Source organism: Pseudomonas sp. TH39(2020) (genome assembly GCF_016650715.1).
Classification (GTDB): Bacteria; Pseudomonadota; Gammaproteobacteria; order Pseudomonadales; family Pseudomonadaceae; genus Aquipseudomonas; species Aquipseudomonas mandelii_C.
Map to the genome: position 1 here is coordinate 1,268,106 of NZ_JAEKFF010000006.1, position 19,296 is coordinate 1,287,401.

Here is a 19,296-nt window from a genome sequence, read left to right on the forward strand (position 1 = left end):
GTCAGTCTCCCAGCGGCAAGTGATCGTCGCCGCCGCGGTAATCGTCCAGGGCGAGTTTGATCCGCCGCAGACGCTCTTGATTGTCTTCAGGATTGGCCAGCGCCAGCTCGGTGGCGAGTACGTCGATGGCCAGCAACATGCCGTAGCGCGCCGCCGTGGGTTTATAGATGAACGAGGTTTCGACACCTTGCAGCGGCAGCAGCACATCAGCCAATTGCGCCAGCGGCGAGTCGGCCCGGGTGATGGCGACAATTCGTGCGCCGTAGCTGCGCGCCAGCTCGACGGCCTCGAGCAGTTCGGGCGTTAGGCCGGTCAGCGAACAGGCAATGACGGCGCGCTCGGCATCAAGGCTGGCGGCGGTGACGCGCATCATCACCGGGTCGTGACACACCGAGATCGGGTAGCCGAATCGCACCAGCCGCACTTGCAATTCATCACTGCACAAGGTCGAGCAACCTCCCATGCCGAAGGCGTGAATCATCCGCGCCTTGCCCAGCAGCTTCACCGCATCGGCGAAACGTGATTCGTCGAACGCCGACAGATGCTGGCGCAAGGTCGACTCGATATCGCCAACGATCTGCCCGTAAAACGCCGACTGCTCGGGCGTGCCCGCCGGGTCCAAAAAGCGACTGCCGACACCGCTGGCTTGAGCCAGTTGCAGGCGCAGATCGCGCAAGTCGCGACAGCCAACGGTGCGGGCAAAACGCGAGAGTGTGGCGGTGCTGACTTCCGCTCTCAGCGCCAGCTCATCGAGACTGGCGGCGGAGGCAAATCCTACGTCGTCGAGCATCAGCCGAGCGATGCGTCCTTCACCCGCGCTGAAGGAATCCTGACGGGCGCGGATCTGGTAGAGGATGTCCATGGCGGGCGGCTCCGGCTAAAGCAGATAAGAAAGGCCAACGGTCAGACCGAAGGCGACGACCGAGATAATGGTCTCGAGCACCGTCCAGGTCTTGAAGGTCTGGGCGACGGTCATGTTGAAGTATTCCTTGATCAACCAGAAACCGCCGTCATTGACGTGGGAAAAGATAACCGACCCCGCGCCTGTCGCCAGCACCAACAGCTCTGGATGGGGATAACCCAGACCAATGGCCACCGGCGCGACGATGCCCGACGCGGTGGTCATGGCCACCGTGGCAGATCCGGTGGCGATGCGCATCAATGCAGCGAACAGCCAGCCCATCAACAGCGGCGACAGGTGGAATACCTGGGCCAGGCTGACGATCTGGTCGGTGACGCCAGCGTCCACCAGAATCCGGTTCAAGCCACCGCCCGCGCCCACCAGCAAGGTGATGCTGGCGGTCGGCGCCAGGCATTCGTTGGTGAATTTGAGGATCGATTCGCGGTTGAAGCCTTGGGCCAGGCCAAGCGTCCAGAAGCTCAGCAAGGTCGCCAGCAGCAAGGCGATCACCGAATTGCCGATGAACAACACAAACTGATTGAAACCGCTGCCCGGCGTGGAAATCAGATTGGCCCAACCACCGACCAGCATCAGCACCACCGGCAACAGAATGGTCGCCATGGTGATGCCGAAACCCGGCAGGCTGTCGCGCGGTTCACGCTCAAGGAACTGACGCTCCAGCGGGTTATCTTCCGGCAGTTGAATGCGCGGCACGATGAACTTGGCGTACAAGGGACCGGCGATGATCGCGGTCGGAATCCCGATCAGGATCGCGTAGAGCAAAGTCTGCCCCACCGAGGCCTGATAGGCCTGCACGGCCAGCATCGCCGCCGGGTGTGGCGGCACCAGCGCGTGGACCACCGAGAGCCCGGCCACCATCGGCAAACCGACCATCAGAATCGACACGCCCACGCGCCGCGCCACGGTAAATGCGATCGGCACCAGCAGTACAAAACCGACCTCGAAGAACAGCGGCAGTCCTACAAGGAAAGCGATGCAGACCATCGCCCAGTGCGCATTTTTCTCACCGAAGCGGTCGATCAACGTTCGCGCCATCTGCTCGGCGCCGCCGGACTCGGCCATCATTTTGCCGAGCATCGTGCCCAGTGCGACCACCAGCGCGATATGGCCCAGCGTCTTGCCGACGCCCGCTTCGTACGCCCCCACCACGCCCGACGGCGGCATCCCGGCCAGCAGCGCCAGGCCGATGGACACCAAGGTGATGACAATGAACGGATTGAGTCGGTAACGGGCGATCAGAACGATCAACGCGATGATGGCGATGGCGGCGTAAACCAGCAGCCAATAGCCGAAGGACGGTGTCATGCGGTACTCCTCGAAAGGGTCACGTCGAATGGGTTGTGAAACTCATAAAACATTTCGAGGTGTGATTTTCAAACGAGGTGAAAGTAATTTTCGTGGAGGGATAAGGGATGTCGCGCAGAGGTATGGGAGGTCGTAGGTCATGAAAATCAGGCAGGTAGATTTTCATCACACCTGCCGGGATTGGTGTTAGTCGTGATTCACGCGAGCGCGTTTGAGCAGTTTCTTGCAGCGTTCGGACAAGTGCAGCACGCGCAGGTGCTTGCCGGCCTTGGCGTAGCGTTCACGCAGCGTTTTTAGCGCGGCTATCGCCGAGTAGTCGACGAAGCTCAGGTGACGACAATCGATCGTCACTACGGGTGGGTCGTTGGCGGGGTCGAATTGGTTGAGAAAAGGCGTGGTCGAGGCGAAGAACAGCGTGCCGTGCAGGTGGTAGAGCTTGCTGCCGTCCACTTCAAGATGACTGTCGGCATAGAGCTCGCGGGCCTGCTGCCAGGCGAAGTTGAGCGCCGCAATGATGATCCCGCAGAGCACGGCGGTGGCCAGATCGGTGAACACCGTAATGACCGTTACCGCGATGATCACCAACACATCATTCAGCGGCACTTTGTTCAACACCCGCAGCGAGGCCCAGGCGAACGTCTGCTGCGACACCACGAACATGACCCCAACCAACGCGGCCAGCGGGATGCGTTCGATCAGCGGCGACAAAAACAATATGAAAAGCAGAATCAGCACACCGGCCACAATACCGGACAGCCGACCGCGACCACCGGAACTGAGGTTGATCACGGTTTGCCCGATCATGGCGCAACCGCCCATACCGCCAAACAGCCCGGAGACCATGTTGGCCGCCCCCAGCGCCACACACTCGCGATCCGGGTAACCACGGCTCTCGGTGATCTCGTCAGTGAGGTTCAGGGTCAGCAGGGTTTCCAGCAAGCCGACCAACGCCATCAATATCGCGTAAGGAGCGATGATGCGCAGGGTTTCCAGGCTCCAGGGAATGTCTGGCAGCGCAAAGGTCGGCAAACCGCCGGCAATGTGCGCCATGTCACCCAAGGTGCGGGTTGGCAGACCGAGCAGATAAACCGCCAGTCCAACGCCCAGAATCGCCACCAGCGCCGGCGGCACGGCGCGCGTCAGGCGCGGCAGCAAGTAAACGATGGCCATCGTCACGGCAACCAGCCCTGCCATCAAGTACAGCGGCGTGCCGCTGAGCCAGACGTCACCGCTCTTGAAGTGTTCCAGCTGCGCCAGGGCAATGATGATCGCCAGACCGTTGACGAAGCCGAGCATCACCGGGTGCGGCACCATGCGCACCAACTTGCCAAGCTTCAGCAACCCGAACGCCAGCATGATCAACCCACCCAGCAGCACGGTGGCCAGCAAGTACTGCACGCCGTGCTGCACCACCAACGCAACAATCACCACGGCCATCGACCCGGCAGCGCCGGACACCATGCCCGGTCGCCCACCGAAAAGCGCGGTCAGGGTGCAAATGATGAAAGCGCCGTAAAGCCCCATCAATGGATTGAGGTGCGCAACCAGCGCGAAGGCGATGCATTCGGGTAGAAGAGCGAAAGACGTGGTGAGCCCGGCCAGGGTATCGGCGCGCAGATGTTTGGGTTTCATGGCTGACCTAAAATACAGGCGGGAAAAGAGGGGGCGGATGTTACGGAATTGAGGGCGGCCCGGCCAGTTGTTGGGTCGTCAGAAACGCAATCGCGAGCAGGCTCGCTCCCACATTTGATCTGCACTCGACACAGATTTTGTGTACGACGAAGATCCACTGTGGGAGCGAGCCGGCTCCGGGCGGCGTTCCGACGATGAACGATGAAGCGGTTTAGAGCGAACTCAAACCATCTCGTCACGAATCCATTCAATCACCGATGTCCGCTTCGGCGCCCAGCCCAGCAACTCCCGCGCCTTTTTACCGCGAACCCGACTGTTGGAGCCCAGGCCATAGTTGGCCATTTCATAACCCCACTCGGCTTCGGCGTCCTTCAGCGGCCAATCTTGTGGCTCACCCAGCTTCAGCGCTTGGGCAATCGCAGTGGTCATGTCGATGAACGACGCTTCACCGCTTTCGACGAAGTAGAAGGTGCCCGGTACGTTTTTGGTCAGCGCCAGCAGGTACAGGGAGACCACGTCTTCGATGTGCACGTTGGACCAGATGTTCTGGCCGGTACCGACATGCCGGACCACCCCACTTTTACGCGCCTGTTTCAGCAAACGTGGAAGCTGCACGCTGTCACGTTTGACGCCCAGGCTGTGGCCGTAAATCAGGGTGTTGCAGATCACTGCCGAGTTCACCCCGTCCTTCGCTGCGGCGAGGATCAGGTTGTCGATGGCCACGCGAGCAGCCTTGTCGACGGTAGGTGCCGGCAGGTTGTCTTCGTAATAGATAACGTCGCTGGATTTGCCGCCCGACGCATCGCCAACAATGCTCGAACCGCTGGTGTGCAGGAACACTTTGTTGGAACCGCGAAGTGCATCGAGCATCGCTTCTACCGCGCCGCGATGGTCGCTGCTGGCGGCGTTGATCACGGCGTCGGCCGCGCGGGCCTGCTCGGCCAGCAATGCGCTGTCGTCAAGCGTGCCGAGCACCGGGGTGATGCCCAGAGCGCTCAGTTCATTGGCTTGTTCGGCGCTGCGCACCAGACCGGTGACCTTGTGGCCGGCACGGACCAGACCCGTGGCGATGGAGCCGCCGATAAAACCTGCAGCGCCGGTTACGAATACGTTCATGGAGAGACTCCCTGCGTTAATAAGTGATGCAGCCAGTATCGAGGACCGATGCCTGCGGAAACAGACAGCGTTGCCCAATTCACTCTTGCGCAGGGGTCACGAATCAGCCCTTGAAATCCGCGTTCGCGTAAGCCGCCAATTTGCCCTGGATAAAGTCCAGGAAGCATTGAATCCGTAGCGCAAGTTGCGAGTTACGGTAGTACACCGCGTTGATCGGCTGACGATAGCCGCTGTTGAAATCCGCCAGCAGCACCTGCAAACGTCCGGCGCGGATGTCATCAATCGTCATGAAATGCGACAGGCAGGCAATGCCCTGACCTTCCAGCACCAAGTGCCTGATCGTCTCGCCGCTGGAGGCGCTGATTGAAGCCTGAATCGGCCAGCGGTCGCCATGCACGTAGCGCAGCGGCCATTGGTTGAGGCCTTCGTTGTTGGTAAAGCCCAGCAGCGTATGCCCGGCCAGGTCTGCCACCTGCGCAGGTACGCCGTGTTTTTCCAGGTAAGCCGGGCTGGCGACGATGTGCAGCGGACTGCAACCCAGAGAGCGGGCATGCAAGGTCGAGTCTGCAAGCGTGCCGATACGGATGGCGATGTCGGTGCTTTGCTCGAGCAAATCGATGATCAGATCGTTGCTGTTGAGTTCCAGCTGGATGTCCGGATAGAGCCGGCGGAACTCGTCGATGTACGGCACGATGGCGTGCAGCATGAACGGCGATGCGGCATTGATTCGCAGACGCCCGGACGGGGTTTGCTGACGTGAGGTCAGGCGCTCTTCAAGCTCGTCCATCTGATCGAGAATCAGCTTGGCGTGCTCGAAGAAGTACTTGCCCTCTTCGGTCAGGTCCATGCGCCGCGTGGTGCGATTGATCAGCGTGGTATCGAGTTTCGCCTCCAGCCGCGACAGCGTACGGCTGACTGCCGAAGGCGTTTGCCCGACCTGTTCGGCCGCAGCGGAAATCGATCCGCACTCAATCACGCAGACGAAAATCTGCAACTCATCGGATCTGGCTTTCACGGATGCCCCTCATTCAAAACTGGCTTGATAGTAGCTGGATGCGGGGCAAAAGGAACCTTACGCCGGCAGACCGAACACCTCGGTCAAATGCTGCTCATAGCGCGCCACATCAGCCTCGATATTCGGGCGTTTCATCACATCGACAGCCAGGAATGTCGGCAAGCCGGTCATGCCGAGGAAGGTGTTGGCCTTGTGGAACGGGAAGTACACCGCGTCCACGCCCTTGGCTTCGAAGAAATCGGTCGGGTCGTCGAAGGCTTGCTGCGGTGCGTTCCAGGTCAGCGAAAGCATGTACTGCTTACCTTGCAACAGGCCGCCACTGCCGTACTTTTGCGAGGCATCGGAACGGGTACGACCGTCACTGGCGTAAAGGCTGCCATGGCCTTCGGTGAAGACTTCGTCGATGTACTTTTTCACGGTCCAGGGCGCGCCCATCCACCAGCCGGGCATCTGATAAATGATCACGTCGGCCCAGAGGAATTTGGCGACTTCTTCGGCGACGTCGTACCCCTCGTCGATGAAGGTGGCTTTCACGTCGACACCGCCGCGATCCAGCACGCTCAGCGCGGCTTCATGCAGGGTGGCGTTGTAGCGGCCATCGGAGTGGGCAAATTTTTTGCCGCCATTGAGCAACAGGACTTTTTTCATGAAAGGTCTCGGAAGGTTGGAATTCGATGGCGGCAGAGTATCGATCTGCCTCGCGCGGAATAAGCGCCGGATTCACAAAATTCATTTGACCAATACGCACGAATCGACAGGCGATTGTTGCCATACACTTGCGCCGATTTTGAATTTGAGGAAATTTCTGATGAGTGAACTGCAAGGCTTCATCCTGCACGCCAAGACCCGCCCGGAAAAATCTGACGCCTTTGAAGCGTTTTTCAGCGCTTATGTGGAAGCGAGCCGCGCCGAACCCGGTTGCATCGAGTACCACATGTTGCGCGACAAACAGGACCCGACGCTGTTTATCTTCTACGAGATCTGGCAGTCCCAGGCTCACTTGGACGTGCACTCGAACCTGCCGCACATGAAGCAATTCCTCGACCAGCGCGATGAGTACCTGGAACGGGATTTCGATATCCGCGCCATCGAGATGCTTAGCCCGTCGTCCGCTACCCGCTGATCAACAAGTGGCCGCCGAGCACGCCCAGGCCGATGAAGAACACACGCTTGAACAGCACGGCGCTGATCCGCTGGCGCAGCCATTGCCCCAGCAACATGCCGAGCACCGCCGGGATCAGCGCCAGCAACGACGCCGTCAACTCGCCACCGCCCAGCGCACCGCGCCATAACAGGCCGGCAGCCAGGGCCAGGGTCGAGACGGTGAACGACAATCCCAGCGCCTGCACCAGTTCATCCTTGCTCAGGCCCAGCGCTTGCAGATAAGGCACGGCCGGAATCACGAAGACGCCGGTGGCCGAGGTGATAACGCCCGTCAACAGGCCGCAAAGCGGACCGAGCCAATGCTCGGTGTGACGGCCGACACGCAAGGTCGGCAGAAACAATCCGCTCAACGCATAGAGCAACAGCGCAGCGCCCAATCCCCGCACGACCCAATGACCACCGGCCATGCCGATCCACAACGTGCCGGCCCCGGTGCCGATGAAAATTGCCAGCAACATCGGCCACAGGCGTTTGAACAATCCCAGTAAATGCCCGCCGAATGCCAGTTGCCAGACATTGGTGAGCGTCGCGGGAATGATCAGCAGCGCGGCAGCCTGTGTCGGGGCCATAGCCAGACCGAGCAAACCCATCGCGATGGTCGGCAGGCCGAGGCCGATCACACCCTTGATCATGCCGGCCAGCAGAAAGGTAGCGATGACCATCAATGAAAGGGCAAGACCGAGGTTTTGATAGAACGCGGCGAGAGTATTCATGGCGCTATCGTGAGCCTGGATTGGCTGCTTGAAAATCTGCCATATACTGAGGCAGCCTCTTGTTCAGCAAGAGGCTTAAGGCTTCGTCGTTTTTACTGACGCCTTCGCGAGCAGGCTCGCTCCCACAGGTGACCGCGTCGTCCGGGCTGACTCGGTCTACTGTGGGAGCGAGCCTGCTCGCGAAAGCGTCCTATCAGGCAACACCTATTCCGAGCTTGCTGCGATGCACTTCGACCTGACCGACCTGCGCCTCTACCTGAACATCCTCGACAGCGGCAACATCACCGCCGGCGCCGCTCGCAGCCACCTGTCCCTGGCGGCGGCGAGTGCGCGCATCCGCGCCATGGAAGCTTCACTGGGGATCGAGTTTCTCGAGCGAGGTCGCCGCGGTGTCAGCCCGACCCCGGCCGGCAAGGCCTTGGCGCAACATGCCCGTGTCCTGCTGCAACAGGCCGAACGCATGCAGCAGGATCTGGCCGAATACGCCAACGGCGTCAAAGGCCAGGTGCGGCTGCTGTGTAACACCACAGCGATGACCGAATATCTGCCGGAGTTGCTCGCGGACTTTCTTCGCAGCCACCCCAACCTCGACATCGATCTGCAAGAACTGCCCAGCGCTCGCATCACCCACGCCTTGCGCCAAGGTGCGGCAGACCTGGGCATCGTCTCTGACGCCGTGGACACCGATGACCTGCAGACCCGCCCGTTTCGCGACGATCCACTGGTGCTGATAACCCCCCGCGATCATCTCTTGGCACACGCAGGGGGCGTGAGCTTCAGCGACACCTTGCACCACGACTACGTTGGCCTGAACGCCAACAGCGCGTTGGCGGTGTACCTGGAAGAACAGGCGCTGCACACCGGGTCACGCATGCAAATCCGCATCCGCGCCGACGGTTTCGATGGCGTGATGCGCATGGTCGCTCGGGGGGCCGGGCTGGCGATCGTGCCCCTCGCGGCGGTTGAGCGCTGGCGTGGCGAACAATCCTTCAAGAGTCTCGCCCTGCAAGAACCTTGGGCCACGCGCAAACTGTTGCTCTGTGCTCGGGAGTTCGCCGCCTTGCCCGGTTACGCCAAGGCCTTGCTGCATGCCTTGACTCTCCCCTGAGGGGCAGACTTTACCCTTGAGCTTTCATCTTCAAGGAACGAGACGATGGGCAAACGAATTCTGGTGATTCTCGGGCATCCGGCGAGCAACAGCTTCTGCGGCGCACTCGCCGAGCGTTACGCACAGTCGGCGTTGCGCGCCGGGCATGAGGTGCGCCAGTTGTTTCTAGGCGCAATGGACTTTGACCCGGTGCTGCGTGAAGGTTATCAACAGACCCAGCCACTGGAAGTCGACTTGCGCCGCGCCCAGGCGGACATTGTGTGGGCCGAGCACCTGACACTGGTTTATCCGATCTGGTGGGGCGGAGTTCCGGCGTTGCTCAAAGGCTTTTTCGATCGGGTGTTCCTGCCGGGTTTCGCTTTCAAATACCGCAAAGGCAAAGCCTTTCCCGAAAAACTCCTGCATGGACGAAGCGCGCATTTGCTGGTGACTATGGACACGCCGTCCTGGTATTACCGCTGGATCTATCGCATGCCTGGACTGCATCAGGTACGCAAAACCACCCTGGAATTCTGCGGCATCAAGCCAACCAGGACCCTCACCTTCGGGCCGATTCTCGGCTCCAAAGCAGCGCAACGCGAGACGTGGCTCAAACAAGCGAACGCTATTGCCAGCCATTGAATCTCCCTGATAATGCGCTGGCTTTTTGGGCGCACTCCGGGACATTCAAAAAAGGGATTTTTCATGTACATCGGCAAAGTTGCGCGGCTGTCGGGAAGCACAGTCAAGAGTATCCGCCACTACGAAGCCATCGGCTTGTTACCGCCCGCACAGCGCAGTGGCAAATACCGGATCTACAACCAGCAAAGCGTCGAACTGCTGATCTTCATCAAGTGTGCTCAACAACTGGGATTCAGGCTCAAAGAGTTGCAGGCGATGTTTCAACAACACCGGGGCGAGGCACTTCCGTGGGAGCTTGCTCAAGTAGCCATAGCCGACAAGAAACGCGAACTGATGGACAGTATCGGCGCACTGCAGCAACTCCATTGCGGGCTGGAAGCCTTCGAGGCGAGCCTCAACAGTGCTCAGGATCAATGCCGGCTCGGCAGTCTTTGAAAACCACCGGCCGACACCAGGCATCTCCTGTCTAAACCTTTGGCAGCGGACTCAATGCCTCGGCCGCCTTGGGTTTTCTGAAAAAGAGGCCGTAGACAACCGTGAGGACCAGCAGGAAAGGCACACCGAACACCAGGGTCATCTTGAAGGCTTCGGTGAAGTAGGTGGTGATCATCACCGCGCCCATCAGCACCAACCCCAACAATGTGGTGTACGGGAACAGGCGCATACGGAAAGACAGTTTTCGTTCGCCATTGCGCTCGTGGTAGCGACGGAAACAGTAGTGCGTCAGGAAGATCATGAACCAGGTGAAAATGGCGCCGAACATGGAAATCGCCATCATCAAGGTGAAGGAGCTTTCCGGGTACAGAACGTTGAGCAAGGTCGCCAGGGCAATGCCCGAACTCGACAGCAACAAGGCATTCAGCGGGATCCCGGTCTTGCTCAATACGCCCATGGATTTGGGTGCATAGCCGCCACGGGACAGGCTGAACATCATGCGCGTGGTGATGTAGAGCTGGCTGTTCATCGCCGACAACGCCGCGATCAGAATCACGAAATTCATCACCCCGGTTGCGCCGGGAATGCCGATGGTTTGCATGACCGTGACGAATGGGCTTTGGGCGTGACCCGCCTGAACCCACGGTACGATGGCCAACATCAGCGCCAGGGTCAGCAGGTAAAACACCACCAACCGCACGATAGTCGCGCGAAAGGCCTTCTTCACTGCCCGCTCCGGGTCCTGCGCTTCACCGGCGGCCACCGCGATCATCTCTACGCTCAAATAGCTGAAGATCGACACGATCACCGCGATCCACATCCCTTGCAGACCATTGGGGAAAAAGCCTCCATGGGCCGTGTAATTGTGCACACCGTAATCCGCGTTACCGGAACCGAATACCACGTACACCGCGAGGATGATAAAACCGACAATCGCCCCGATCTTGATGGTCGAGAACCAGTATTCGAAGGTGCCGAATGTCTTCACGCTAATGGCGTTGAGTACGATCAGGATGCTGGAAAACGAGACGATCCATATCCACTCCGGCACGTTGGCAAACCAGTACTTCATGTACATCGCCACCGCCGTCACTTCCGTGCCGACAGCCAGCACAATCGCCGCCCAATAAGCATAGCGCACCAGAAATCCGGCCAATGGGCTGACATAGAATTCGGCATAGGCGCCGAACGAACCCGAGGTCGAATGGGCGACGGTCATTTCCGCAAGACAGCCCATCAACAGCAGGGTGATGATCGCGCCAATGGCGTAGCTGAGCAGCACGCTCGGCCCGGCATAGTTGATGGCGTAGGCGCTGCCCATAAACAGTCCGGTGCCAATCGCACCGCCAATGGCAATCATGCTCATCTGGCCCGACGTGAGCTGGCGCCTAAGGCCTTGTTCGCGTTTGGATATGCTTTCAAAACCGCTGGTATCGGTCATTTTTCCGTCCTCTGAATATTGTCTTTCTTGAAGAGAGCAACTCGTTGTAATTACCCGTGGGGATCAGCCACACACAGCAGGGCACGGATCAGAAAATACTCAGCGGGTACTCGATGATCACCCGGACTTCGTTGTTGTCGGTGGTGTCCGCGAGGGCCACCTGAGCGGTCGAACGCACACTGGCCTGACGCACTCGCACCGACAGATCCCTGGCCTTGCCTGATTGCACGACGTAACGCGCTTCAATGTCGCGTTCCCAGCGCTTGCCGTCACTGCCGTAACGTCCATAAGCGCCATTGGCCCCGCCGTCGTAGTGGCTGTCGTCGATATGGTCACCGCTGACGTAACGCGACATGAAGCTCAGGCCCGGCACGCCGAAAGGTGCCATGTCCAGGTCATAACGCAATTGCCAGGAGCGCTCGTTGGGGGCGTTGAAGTCGAGGACTTGAATCGAGTTGGCGAGAAAAATCGAAGTACCCGGCTGCTGATCGAAACCCAGGTAGTCGAACGGCTCATCGCCATCGACGCGTTGGTACGCCAGGGTCAATCGATGCGCGCCGACCTTGTAGGCGGTGGACAGGGACCACGTGGTGTTGTCGATCTTGCCGGCCAGACTCTGACCAGTGTCATCGGTGCGGTAAATATTGAGATCCAGGTTCAGCGACTGGTTTTCACTTAGCGCGAAACTGTAGTTGGTATTGGCGTAGTACTGCCGCCAGATATCGGTGAATTGCGAACCGTACAGGCTGACGTTCAATTGATCACTCAGGGCGTAGCTGCCGCCCAGATAATCGACACTGCGGGTTTCCACCCCGGCATACAGTGCCTTGAGGGCGCCATCGTCGTTGGTCGAGGTACTGTCGTTACCAGAAGTGAAGTGCCCGGCGTCGAACATCAGCCCTTTCAATTCGCTGCTGGTCAGCTGAAAGCCATTGGCCTGAGGGGTGAACAGTCGCGCATTGCCGGTACCGAATACCGGGTTAAGCGGGGTCAGGTTGCCGTACTTGAGTTCGGTCTTCGAGATCCGCGCCTTGAGCGCACCGCCCGCTTCGGAATACTCATCCTCGGGGCGACCATCGGAATCGACCGGCAGCAAACCGGTGCCGGTTCGGCCCCTGCCGCTGTCGAGTTTGATGCCCAGTTGCGCATAGGCATCGATGCCGAAACCCACGGTGCCCTGGGTATAGCCGGAGCGGTAATCGAGCATGATCCCGTGAGCCCACTCGTCCCGATAGTTCTGACCGCCAGGATTATTGAGGTTGTTGCGGTAGAAATAGAAGTTACGGCTAGTCAGGGTCAGGCTGCTGTCTTCGACGAATCCAGTGTCGGAGGCGGCGCAGGCCATTTGACCGAGACAACCAGTGATGGCGAGCGGCAAGGCGGGCCAGAGGGACAGTTTCATTCTGCGTGCTCCTTATTATTGTGTTTTCACAGAACTTTTTATTGGAGGCGACCGAAAGCCTGCTACCGGTGAAATCCGGCAGCAAGACAAGGACCTCGGAGATTCAGGTGACGCTATGGCGCACTTGGAATTGCGCTTGCGCCCAGGTTTTCTGATCAAGAATTTCGCCCAGGATCTGCACCGCATCCCAGACCTCGGTGAAGGTCGTGTACAGCGGGGTGAAGCCGAAGCGCATGATCCGAGGCTCGCGGTAGTCACCGATCACGCCACGGGCGATCAGAGCCTGGACCACCGCGTAACCTTCGGGATGTTCGAAGCTGACGTGGCTGCCACGCTTGGCGTGTTCGCGCGGGGTGATCAGCGTCAACTCATGTGCGGCACAACGCTGCTCGACCAACTGGATGAACAAGTCAGTCAGCGCCAGGGATTTGCAGCGCAGGCTGGCCATGTTGGTCTGGGCGAAAATATCCAGACCGCACTCGACCATCGCCAATGAAGTGATCGGCTGGGTACCGCACAGATAACGAGCGATACCCTCGCTCGGCTCGTAGCGAGGCGCCATGGCAAACTGCCGCGAATGCCCGAACCAGCCAGACAACGGCTGCGCCACCAGATCACACAGATCGGGCGACACCCAGACAAACGCTTGCGAGCCGGGACCGCCATTGAGGTACTTGTAGGTGCAGCCGATGGCGTAATCGGCACGTGCCTGATGCAGGTCGACCGGCACCGCACCGGCGGAATGCGCCAGGTCCCAGATGGTCAGCGCGCCGCATTCGTGGGTCAGCGCGGTCAGGGCCTGCATGTCGTGCATATAGCCCGTCTTGTAGTTGACGTGGGTGAGCATGACCACAGCGGTGTCCTGGTCTATCGCTTGCGGCAGCTCCTCGGGACTACCGACCAGGCGCAAGGTGTAGCCCTGTTGCAGCATGTCCGCCAGACCTTCGGCGATGTACAAATCGGTCGGAAAATTGCTGGATTCTGTAACGATCACTCGCCGTTTCGGCGACCGTGTGGACTGTACCCGCAGGGCGGCGCTGAGCACCTTGAACAGGTTGATCGAGGTGGTGTCGGTCACCACCACTTCACCATCACGGGCGCCAATCAGCCCGGCCAATTGGTTGCCCAGACGCTCGGACAGGTCGCGCCAGCCAGCACTGTTCCAACTGCGGATCAGGCCATTGCCCCATTCTTCGGCGATCACCGCTTGAGCACGCGCCAATGCAGCAACCGGTCGCGCGCCCAGGGAGTTGCCGTCCAGATAGATCACGCCTTCGGGCAGTGCAAATTGCTGACGCAGTGGCGCCAGAGCGTCCTGAGCATCAAGCGCCAGGCAATCGTTTCTTGTCGTCATTGAGTGTCCTGTTTTTTGAATGACATGCCGTCCGGGCAGGTCGCGATAATCGGGTCGATCCAGGGTTTCAGTGCCATGTTTCAGGCGCTATTCCCCCCTTCTCGGTGGAGAAATAATGAACGAAGCTTTGGAGAATTTTCGTGCAAAGTGAGCAGCCTTATAGTAGTTATCTCGCAGAAAATTCGAATCTAACTCCAATAAACGCGGATTTACTCCAACCATGAATCTCGACTCGACAGACCTGCGAATCCTGCACCAACTGCAACAGGATGGCCGCATCAGCAATCAGGAATTGGCGGAGAAAGTCGCCCTGTCCCCGTCGGCGTGTTTACGCCGTTTGCGCCTGTTGGAAAGTGAGGGAATCATCACCGGCTATCGCGCGGTACTGAATGCCGAACGGCTGGGAATCGAACTGGAAGCCATCGTCCATGTATCGTTGCGACAGGACGTCGAGGACTGGCACGAAACCTTCATCAAGAAGGTTCAGTTGTGGCCGGAAGTGGTCACCGCTTATGTGATTACCGGCGCGAGCAACTATGTTTTGCGAGTCCAGGCGCGCAACCTCAAACACTTCTCCGATTTCATCGTCAACCATCTGAACCGCACAGCAGGTGTCACCGATATCCGCTCGGAAATCGTCCTGCAGAAAATCAAGGAGCGAGAGGAGTTGCTTGATCTGGTGGTGCGCAAGTAAGGGAAACCGCCAGGGAGATATCGATAACTCCTTGGGCGTCCTGATCCTCAGAAGCCGCGCATGCTCCGGGCTTCGTTACGCTGCAAAGTCATGCTTGGGGATTCGTCGAACAACTTGCGGTACTCGGCAGAAAAACGCCCAAGGTGCGTGAAGCCCCACCCCATGGCGATCTCGGAAATATTGCGCGCAGAACCGTGCTCAAGAATGTCCTGACGCACGGCGTTCAAGCGGTATTTTTTCAGGTAGACCATCGGCGATAGCGCGAAGTACTTCTTGAACGCTTCGAACAATTTGAAGCGCGAGACTCCGGCCGCGGCTTCGATGTCTTCCAGATGCAGAGCTTCCCGGGCGTTTGCGTGAATGTATTGCCGGGCCCGGATCAGATAGTGCGGCAGCTTCACGCCCAACACGTCCCGCAGTTCTTCGGAATAATTGTTCGGCTGGGCGAGGATCAGCCCCTTGATCAAAGAGCTTTCGACATCCCGGGTGAAGGCCACTTGTTCATACAATTCACTGCTGCGTTCCAGCTCGGCGATGAAATAACGCGCCATGCGCCACCATGATGCCGACGCCCCGTCGACCGCATCCATCACCGACTCGAAACGCAAAGGCGCATCCAACGGTCGCTGCAGCATGCTTTCCAGAGACTCACTCATGGCGGCGCGGGTGATGACCACCTGGACCTTGCGACAATCGCCGGAGATCGCCAGCACCTGGTTTTCATTCGGCGAAATGATCACCCCTTGATCGCGATTGGACTTCACCACGCTGCCGTTCTTGCTCAGCTCCTGCTCGCCCACCAACGGCAAACTCAGGCTGTAACTGCTGAAGTGCTCAGGGTCTTCGATATCGACGGTGACGTCGGTACCGTACTCAATCGTGCCCAGGGTTGTGGCCATCGACTTGAACACATTGGCGCTGTGATGAAAGCGGATCCGCTCCGGAGTGGTGGTCACGAGTCGATGGGGCCCGCAGATACCGGACATCCAGTTCCGCGCACCCTCAACGTCAAAGCTATCAATACGAATGTCGCGAAACTGCGGATCAGTTTTGCTACTCATCACGGGGCACCCACGGCGGTATTTTTCAAGCGCGCTCTGAGGGCGCGTATCAGGCAGGAAAGAGCAAATTCCAAGCCACAAAACGACGGTACCAACCCAGCGGATAGTAATCATCTACTAAGCGGACAACGCGCCCGGCTTGAAGCCCGGAAGTGTCATCGAACAGCATCCGACGTCCTGCAAAACAGTACCTGATTGCTGCAATCAGGTGCAGCCGTCCATCGCGTCAGGCGACGTTTGAGTAGTACCTGCCCAGCTCGATACGGGGGTGTTACCGCACAAATTTTATGGACTGCCTTCGTCGACAAACCGGATAGACCCCTGCCCGCCCCACTCTCTCTAATGAGCGCAACCGATTAGTCCGAATAAAAAAGGTACACACCCATGAGTGGCGAAAAAAACGTCGAGCAGTGGAAATCATTTATCGAAGGCTGCCTGGACTTCCGTCCGACAGACGGCGTGTTCCGGATCGCCCGGGACATTTTCACCGAACCGCAGTTGTTCGATCTGGAGATGGAACTGATCTTCGAGAAGAACTGGATCTATGCCTGTCACGAAAGTGAGTTGGCCAACAATCACGACTTCATCACTATGCGCGCCGGCCGCCAGCCAATGATCATCACCCGCGACGGTGACGGTCAGCTCAATGCGTTGATCAACGCCTGCCAGCATCGCGGCACGACCCTGACACGTGTCGGCAAGGGCAATCAGTCGACCTTCACCTGCCCGTTCCACGCCTGGTGCTACAAAAGCGACGGCCGCCTGGTGAAGGTCAAGGCGCCCGGCGAATACCCGGAAGGGTTCGACAAGGCCACACGCGGCCTGAAAAAAGCACGCATCGAGAGCTACAAGGGGTTTGTGTTTATCAGCCTGGATGTTCATGCCGATAACAGCCTCGAAGACTTCCTCGGCGACGCCAAAGTGTTCTTCGACATGATGGTTGCCCAATCGCCCACCGGTGAGCTGGAGGTGCTGCCCGGCAAGTCAGCCTACACGTATGACGGCAACTGGAAGTTGCAGAACGAAAACGGCCTCGACGGTTATCACGTCAGCACTGTCCACTACAACTACGTGGCCACCGTGCAACACCGCCAGCAGGTCAACAGCGAGAACGGCACTGACAGCGGCACCACGCTCGACTACAGCAAACTCGGCGCTGGCGACGCCAATACCGATGACGGCTGGTTCGCCTTCGATAACGGCCACAGCCTGCTGTTCAGTGACATGCCGAACCCGACGGTGCGCTCCGGTTACGCCACGATCATGCCGCGGCTGATCGAAGAACACGGTCAGGAAAAAGCTGAGTGGATGATGCACCGACTGCGTAATCTGAACATTTATCCGAGCCTGTTTTTCCTCGATCAGATCAGCTCGCAACTGCGCATAATCCGCCCGATAGCCTGGAACAAGACTGAAATCATCAGCCAGTGCCTGGGCGTAAAAAACGAGTCGGACGCGGATCGTGAAAACCGGATTCGTCAGTTCGAAGACTTCTTCAACGTGTCGGGTCTGGGCACTCCGGATGACCTGGTGGAGTTCCGCGAAGCCCAGCGTGGTTTCCAGGCACGCCTGGAACGCTGGAGCGATATTTCCCGTGGCAGTCACCAATGGGCAACCGGCGCCACGCCCAACAGCGAGTCGATCGGCATCGCCCCGGCCATGACCGGAACCGAATTCACCCACGAAGGGCTTTACGTCAACCAGCACAGCAACTGGCAGAAATTCCTGCTCGATGGCCTGGAAGCGAAATCCCTGAAGCTACGTGAGGTGTGAACATGAATGCGCAATTGCAGTACCAGATCGAACAGTTTTTCTATCGCAAATCCGAACTGTGCGACGCCCAGGAGTGGGACGCCTATATCAAGCTGTTCGACGAGCACAGCGAGTTTCACCTGCCGCAGTGGGACTCGGAACACGTTTACACCGTCGACCCCAAGCGCGAAATGTCGCTGATCTACTACCCCAATCGTTCCGGTCTGGAGGACCGCGTGTTCCGCCTGCGCACGGGCAAATCCGCGTCCTCAACGCCGATGCCGCGCACCTTGCACCTGATCAACAACGTACGGATCGAAGAGGTCGAGGGCGGCGAGCTGGAGGTGCGTCTGAACTGGCACACCTTGTTCTATCGCCTGGCCACGTCCGAACAGTTCTACGGCCGCGCGACCTATCGCCTCAAGCCTCACGCAGACAGCTGGCTGATCACCCGCAAGCATGTCCTGCTGCTCAACGACACCATCAACTCGGTGCTCGATTTCTACCACCTCTGAAACCATGGAGACCGGGCATGAACCACAAGGTCGCGTTCAGCTTTGCCGACGGCAAGACGCTGTTCTTTCCCGTACAGCCTAACGAAATACTGCTCGACGCCGCCCTGCGCAACGGCATCAACATTCCTCTGGATTGCCGCGAAGGCGTCTGCGGAACGTGCCAGGGGCGCTGCGAGTCGGGCGACTACAGCCAGGACTATGTGGATGAGGAAGCCCTCTCCAACCAGGACCTGCAACAACGCAAAATGCTCACCTGCCAGACTCGGGTGAAGTCCGATGCTGCGTTTTATTTCGACTTCGCTTCCAGCCTGTGCAACGCCTCGGGCCCCGAGCAACTCAGCGGCAAAGTCACTGAAGTCAGGCAGGTCTCAGCCAGCACTGCGATCCTGCATCTGGATCTGGGCACGACAGGCTTGCTGGATTTTTTGCCGGGGCAATACGCCCGGTTGCTGATCCCTGGAACGCAAAGCAAGCGCTCCTACTCGTTCGCCAATCGACCGAGTAACAGCAATCAGCTGCAGTTCCTGATTCGCTTGCTGCCCGACGGCGTGATGAGTAACTACATCCGTGAACGCTGTCAGGTGGGTGATGAAATCGCCCTGGAGGCACCGCTGGGCGCCTTCTATCTTCGGCACGTCGCCAAACCGCTGATCCTGGTGGCCGGCGGAACCGGGCTTTCCGCGCTGCTGGGTATGCTCGACGAACTCGCCGAGCGCGGGTGCGCGCAACCGGTGCATTTGTACTATGGCGTGCGAGACGCTGCCGATCTGTGCGAGCGCACACGCATCGCCGCCTATGCCGAGCGCATTCCGGGGTTTCGCTACACCGAGGTCGTCAGCGATCCTTCGCCACAATGGGCAGGAAAGCGCGGCTACATTGCCGAGCATTTCGACACCAGTGAACTGCGCGACGCGCCGATCGACATGTACGTCTGCGGGCCACCGCCCATGGTCGAGTCGATCAAGAGCTGGTTGCAGACCCAGGCATTGGAGACCGTGCATCTGTATTACGAAAAATTCACCGAGAGTAATATCTGATCTTTCAAA

Annotated in this window: 19 protein-coding genes; 8 read left to right on the top strand and 11 right to left on the bottom strand. The window is 58.9% G+C overall.

Annotation, left to right across the window (positions count from 1 at the left end; genetic code table 11):
* Window position 1 precedes the first annotated feature (1 nt).
* The 6 genes from JFU47_RS13750 to JFU47_RS13775 all read right to left on the bottom strand — a co-directional run bounded on the left by JFU47_RS13750 (window position 2) and on the right by JFU47_RS13775 (window position 6,638).
* Window positions 2–862: a MurR/RpiR family transcriptional regulator gene (locus JFU47_RS13750; protein ID WP_201183547.1), complete on the bottom strand. Its 861-nt coding sequence runs from the start codon at window positions 860–862 to the stop codon at window positions 2–4.
* A 15-nt stretch (window positions 863–877) separates the two neighbouring features.
* Window positions 878–2,227 (bottom strand): GntP family permease, encoded by a 1,350-nt coding sequence (locus JFU47_RS13755; protein ID WP_201183549.1) that lies wholly within the window; start codon window positions 2,225–2,227, stop codon window positions 878–880.
* Between the two features lie 186 nt (window positions 2,228–2,413).
* Window positions 2,414–3,859 carry a SulP family inorganic anion transporter gene (locus JFU47_RS13760; RefSeq protein WP_201183551.1) on the bottom strand — a complete coding sequence of 482 codons (1,446 nt, stop codon included), beginning with the start codon at window positions 3,857–3,859 and terminating at the stop codon, window positions 2,414–2,416.
* Between the two features lie 222 nt (window positions 3,860–4,081).
* A complete protein-coding gene (locus JFU47_RS13765) occupies window positions 4,082–4,975 on the bottom strand; it encodes an NAD-dependent epimerase/dehydratase family protein (RefSeq protein WP_140895577.1) in 894 nt (297 codons plus the stop codon).
* 103 nt (window positions 4,976–5,078) lie between these two features.
* Complete coding sequence (locus JFU47_RS13770) at window positions 5,079–5,990, bottom strand: LysR family transcriptional regulator (protein ID WP_140681714.1); 912 nt, start codon at window positions 5,988–5,990, stop codon at window positions 5,079–5,081.
* Between the two features lie 57 nt (window positions 5,991–6,047).
* Window positions 6,048–6,638, bottom strand: coding sequence for an NAD(P)H-dependent oxidoreductase (locus JFU47_RS13775; protein WP_201183553.1), 591 nt, complete (start codon window positions 6,636–6,638; stop codon window positions 6,048–6,050).
* Between the two features lie 160 nt (window positions 6,639–6,798).
* On the opposite strand from JFU47_RS13775, the gene JFU47_RS13780 reads away from it, so the two are divergent.
* Window positions 6,799–7,113 carry a putative quinol monooxygenase gene (locus JFU47_RS13780; protein WP_201183555.1) on the top strand — a complete coding sequence of 105 codons (315 nt, stop codon included), beginning with the start codon at window positions 6,799–6,801 and terminating at the stop codon, window positions 7,111–7,113.
* Here JFU47_RS13780 and JFU47_RS13785 read toward each other — a convergent pair.
* On the bottom strand, window positions 7,103–7,867 hold the full coding sequence (locus JFU47_RS13785; protein ID WP_123365162.1) for a sulfite exporter TauE/SafE family protein: 765 nt from the start codon (window positions 7,865–7,867) through the stop codon (window positions 7,103–7,105). The genes JFU47_RS13780 and JFU47_RS13785 overlap by 11 nt on opposite strands.
* Before the next feature lie 223 nt (window positions 7,868–8,090).
* Here JFU47_RS13785 and JFU47_RS13790 point away from each other — a divergent pair, with 223 nt between their 5' ends.
* The 3 genes from JFU47_RS13790 (at window position 8,091) to JFU47_RS13800 (ending at window position 10,031) form a co-directional block, all read left to right on the top strand.
* Window positions 8,091–8,975 (top strand): LysR substrate-binding domain-containing protein, encoded by an 885-nt coding sequence (locus JFU47_RS13790; RefSeq protein WP_201183557.1) that lies wholly within the window; start codon window positions 8,091–8,093, stop codon window positions 8,973–8,975.
* 45 nt (window positions 8,976–9,020) lie between these two features.
* Entirely contained in the window at window positions 9,021–9,596 is a 576-nt protein-coding gene (locus JFU47_RS13795; RefSeq protein ID WP_201183559.1) for an NAD(P)H-dependent oxidoreductase, read from the top strand.
* A 63-nt stretch (window positions 9,597–9,659) separates the two neighbouring features.
* Window positions 9,660–10,031, top strand: coding sequence for a MerR family transcriptional regulator (locus tag JFU47_RS13800; protein WP_201183561.1), 372 nt, complete (start codon window positions 9,660–9,662; stop codon window positions 10,029–10,031).
* Between the two features lie 31 nt (window positions 10,032–10,062).
* Here JFU47_RS13800 and JFU47_RS13805 read toward each other — a convergent pair whose 3' ends face one another.
* The 3 genes from JFU47_RS13805 to kynU form a co-directional block, all read right to left on the bottom strand.
* A complete protein-coding gene (locus JFU47_RS13805; RefSeq protein WP_201183563.1) occupies window positions 10,063–11,472 on the bottom strand; it encodes an amino acid permease in 1,410 nt (469 codons plus the stop codon).
* An 88-nt stretch (window positions 11,473–11,560) separates the two neighbouring features.
* On the bottom strand, window positions 11,561–12,874 hold the full coding sequence (locus JFU47_RS13810; protein ID WP_201183565.1) for an OprD family porin: 1,314 nt from the start codon (window positions 12,872–12,874) through the stop codon (window positions 11,561–11,563).
* Window positions 12,875–12,977: 103 nt separating this feature from the next.
* Window positions 12,978–14,228 (bottom strand): kynureninase, encoded by a 1,251-nt coding sequence (kynU, locus tag JFU47_RS13815; RefSeq protein WP_201183567.1) that lies wholly within the window; start codon window positions 14,226–14,228, stop codon window positions 12,978–12,980.
* 220 nt (window positions 14,229–14,448) lie between these two features.
* On the opposite strand from kynU, the gene JFU47_RS13820 reads away from it, so the two are divergent.
* On the top strand, window positions 14,449–14,922 hold the full coding sequence (locus tag JFU47_RS13820) for an Lrp/AsnC family transcriptional regulator (protein ID WP_140681733.1): 474 nt from the start codon (window positions 14,449–14,451) through the stop codon (window positions 14,920–14,922).
* A 47-nt stretch (window positions 14,923–14,969) separates the two neighbouring features.
* Here JFU47_RS13820 and JFU47_RS13825 read toward each other — a convergent pair whose 3' ends face one another.
* Entirely contained in the window at window positions 14,970–15,983 is a 1,014-nt protein-coding gene (locus tag JFU47_RS13825; protein WP_201183569.1) for an AraC family transcriptional regulator, read from the bottom strand.
* Between the two features lie 384 nt (window positions 15,984–16,367).
* Here JFU47_RS13825 and antA point away from each other — a divergent pair, with 384 nt between their 5' ends.
* Genes antA through antC form a run of 3 tightly spaced genes read left to right on the top strand, consistent with a single transcriptional unit; the run spans window position 16,368 to window position 19,287 of the window.
* The gene (antA, locus tag JFU47_RS13830) at window positions 16,368–17,756 is read left to right on the top strand and encodes an anthranilate 1,2-dioxygenase large subunit (RefSeq protein ID WP_201183571.1); all 1,389 of its coding nucleotides are present in this window, start codon (window positions 16,368–16,370) and stop codon (window positions 17,754–17,756) included.
* Window positions 17,757–17,758: 2 nt separating this feature from the next.
* Window positions 17,759–18,250 (top strand): anthranilate 1,2-dioxygenase small subunit, encoded by a 492-nt coding sequence (gene antB / locus JFU47_RS13835; RefSeq protein WP_140681738.1) that lies wholly within the window; start codon window positions 17,759–17,761, stop codon window positions 18,248–18,250.
* A 17-nt stretch (window positions 18,251–18,267) separates the two neighbouring features.
* Window positions 18,268–19,287, top strand: a complete 1,020-nt coding sequence (gene antC, locus JFU47_RS13840; protein WP_201183573.1) for an anthranilate 1,2-dioxygenase electron transfer component AntC — start codon at window positions 18,268–18,270, stop codon at window positions 19,285–19,287.
* The last annotated feature ends 9 nt before the right edge of the window (window positions 19,288–19,296 follow it).

What these genes read in the sequence shown, in the direction of transcription:
- JFU47_RS13820 (WP_140681733.1), top strand. Translation starts at nt 14,449, where the DNA reads ATGAATCTCGACTCGACAGACCTGCGAATCCTGCACCAACTGCAACAG.
- JFU47_RS13755 (WP_201183549.1), bottom strand. Translation starts at nt 2,227, where the DNA reads ATGACACCGTCCTTCGGCTATTGGCTGCTGGTTTACGCCGCCATCGCC.
- antB (WP_140681738.1), top strand. Translation starts at nt 17,759, where the DNA reads ATGAATGCGCAATTGCAGTACCAGATCGAACAGTTTTTCTATCGCAAA.
- JFU47_RS13760 (WP_201183551.1), bottom strand. Translation starts at nt 3,859, where the DNA reads ATGAAACCCAAACATCTGCGCGCCGATACCCTGGCCGGGCTCACCACG.
- JFU47_RS13775 (WP_201183553.1), bottom strand. Translation starts at nt 6,638, where the DNA reads ATGAAAAAAGTCCTGTTGCTCAATGGCGGCAAAAAATTTGCCCACTCC.
- JFU47_RS13795 (WP_201183559.1), top strand. Translation starts at nt 9,021, where the DNA reads ATGGGCAAACGAATTCTGGTGATTCTCGGGCATCCGGCGAGCAACAGC.
- JFU47_RS13825 (WP_201183569.1), bottom strand. Translation starts at nt 15,983, where the DNA reads ATGAGTAGCAAAACTGATCCGCAGTTTCGCGACATTCGTATTGATAGC.
- antC (WP_201183573.1), top strand. Translation starts at nt 18,268, where the DNA reads ATGAACCACAAGGTCGCGTTCAGCTTTGCCGACGGCAAGACGCTGTTC.
- JFU47_RS13805 (WP_201183563.1), bottom strand. Translation starts at nt 11,472, where the DNA reads ATGACCGATACCAGCGGTTTTGAAAGCATATCCAAACGCGAACAAGGC.
- JFU47_RS13800 (WP_201183561.1), top strand. Translation starts at nt 9,660, where the DNA reads ATGTACATCGGCAAAGTTGCGCGGCTGTCGGGAAGCACAGTCAAGAGT.
- JFU47_RS13765 (WP_140895577.1), bottom strand. Translation starts at nt 4,975, where the DNA reads ATGAACGTATTCGTAACCGGCGCTGCAGGTTTTATCGGCGGCTCCATC.
- JFU47_RS13785 (WP_123365162.1), bottom strand. Translation starts at nt 7,867, where the DNA reads ATGAATACTCTCGCCGCGTTCTATCAAAACCTCGGTCTTGCCCTTTCA.
- antA (WP_201183571.1), top strand. Translation starts at nt 16,368, where the DNA reads ATGAGTGGCGAAAAAAACGTCGAGCAGTGGAAATCATTTATCGAAGGC.
- JFU47_RS13750 (WP_201183547.1), bottom strand. Translation starts at nt 862, where the DNA reads ATGGACATCCTCTACCAGATCCGCGCCCGTCAGGATTCCTTCAGCGCG.
- JFU47_RS13780 (WP_201183555.1), top strand. Translation starts at nt 6,799, where the DNA reads ATGAGTGAACTGCAAGGCTTCATCCTGCACGCCAAGACCCGCCCGGAA.
- JFU47_RS13810 (WP_201183565.1), bottom strand. Translation starts at nt 12,874, where the DNA reads ATGAAACTGTCCCTCTGGCCCGCCTTGCCGCTCGCCATCACTGGTTGT.
- kynU (WP_201183567.1), bottom strand. Translation starts at nt 14,228, where the DNA reads ATGACGACAAGAAACGATTGCCTGGCGCTTGATGCTCAGGACGCTCTG.
- JFU47_RS13790 (WP_201183557.1), top strand. Translation starts at nt 8,091, where the DNA reads ATGCACTTCGACCTGACCGACCTGCGCCTCTACCTGAACATCCTCGAC.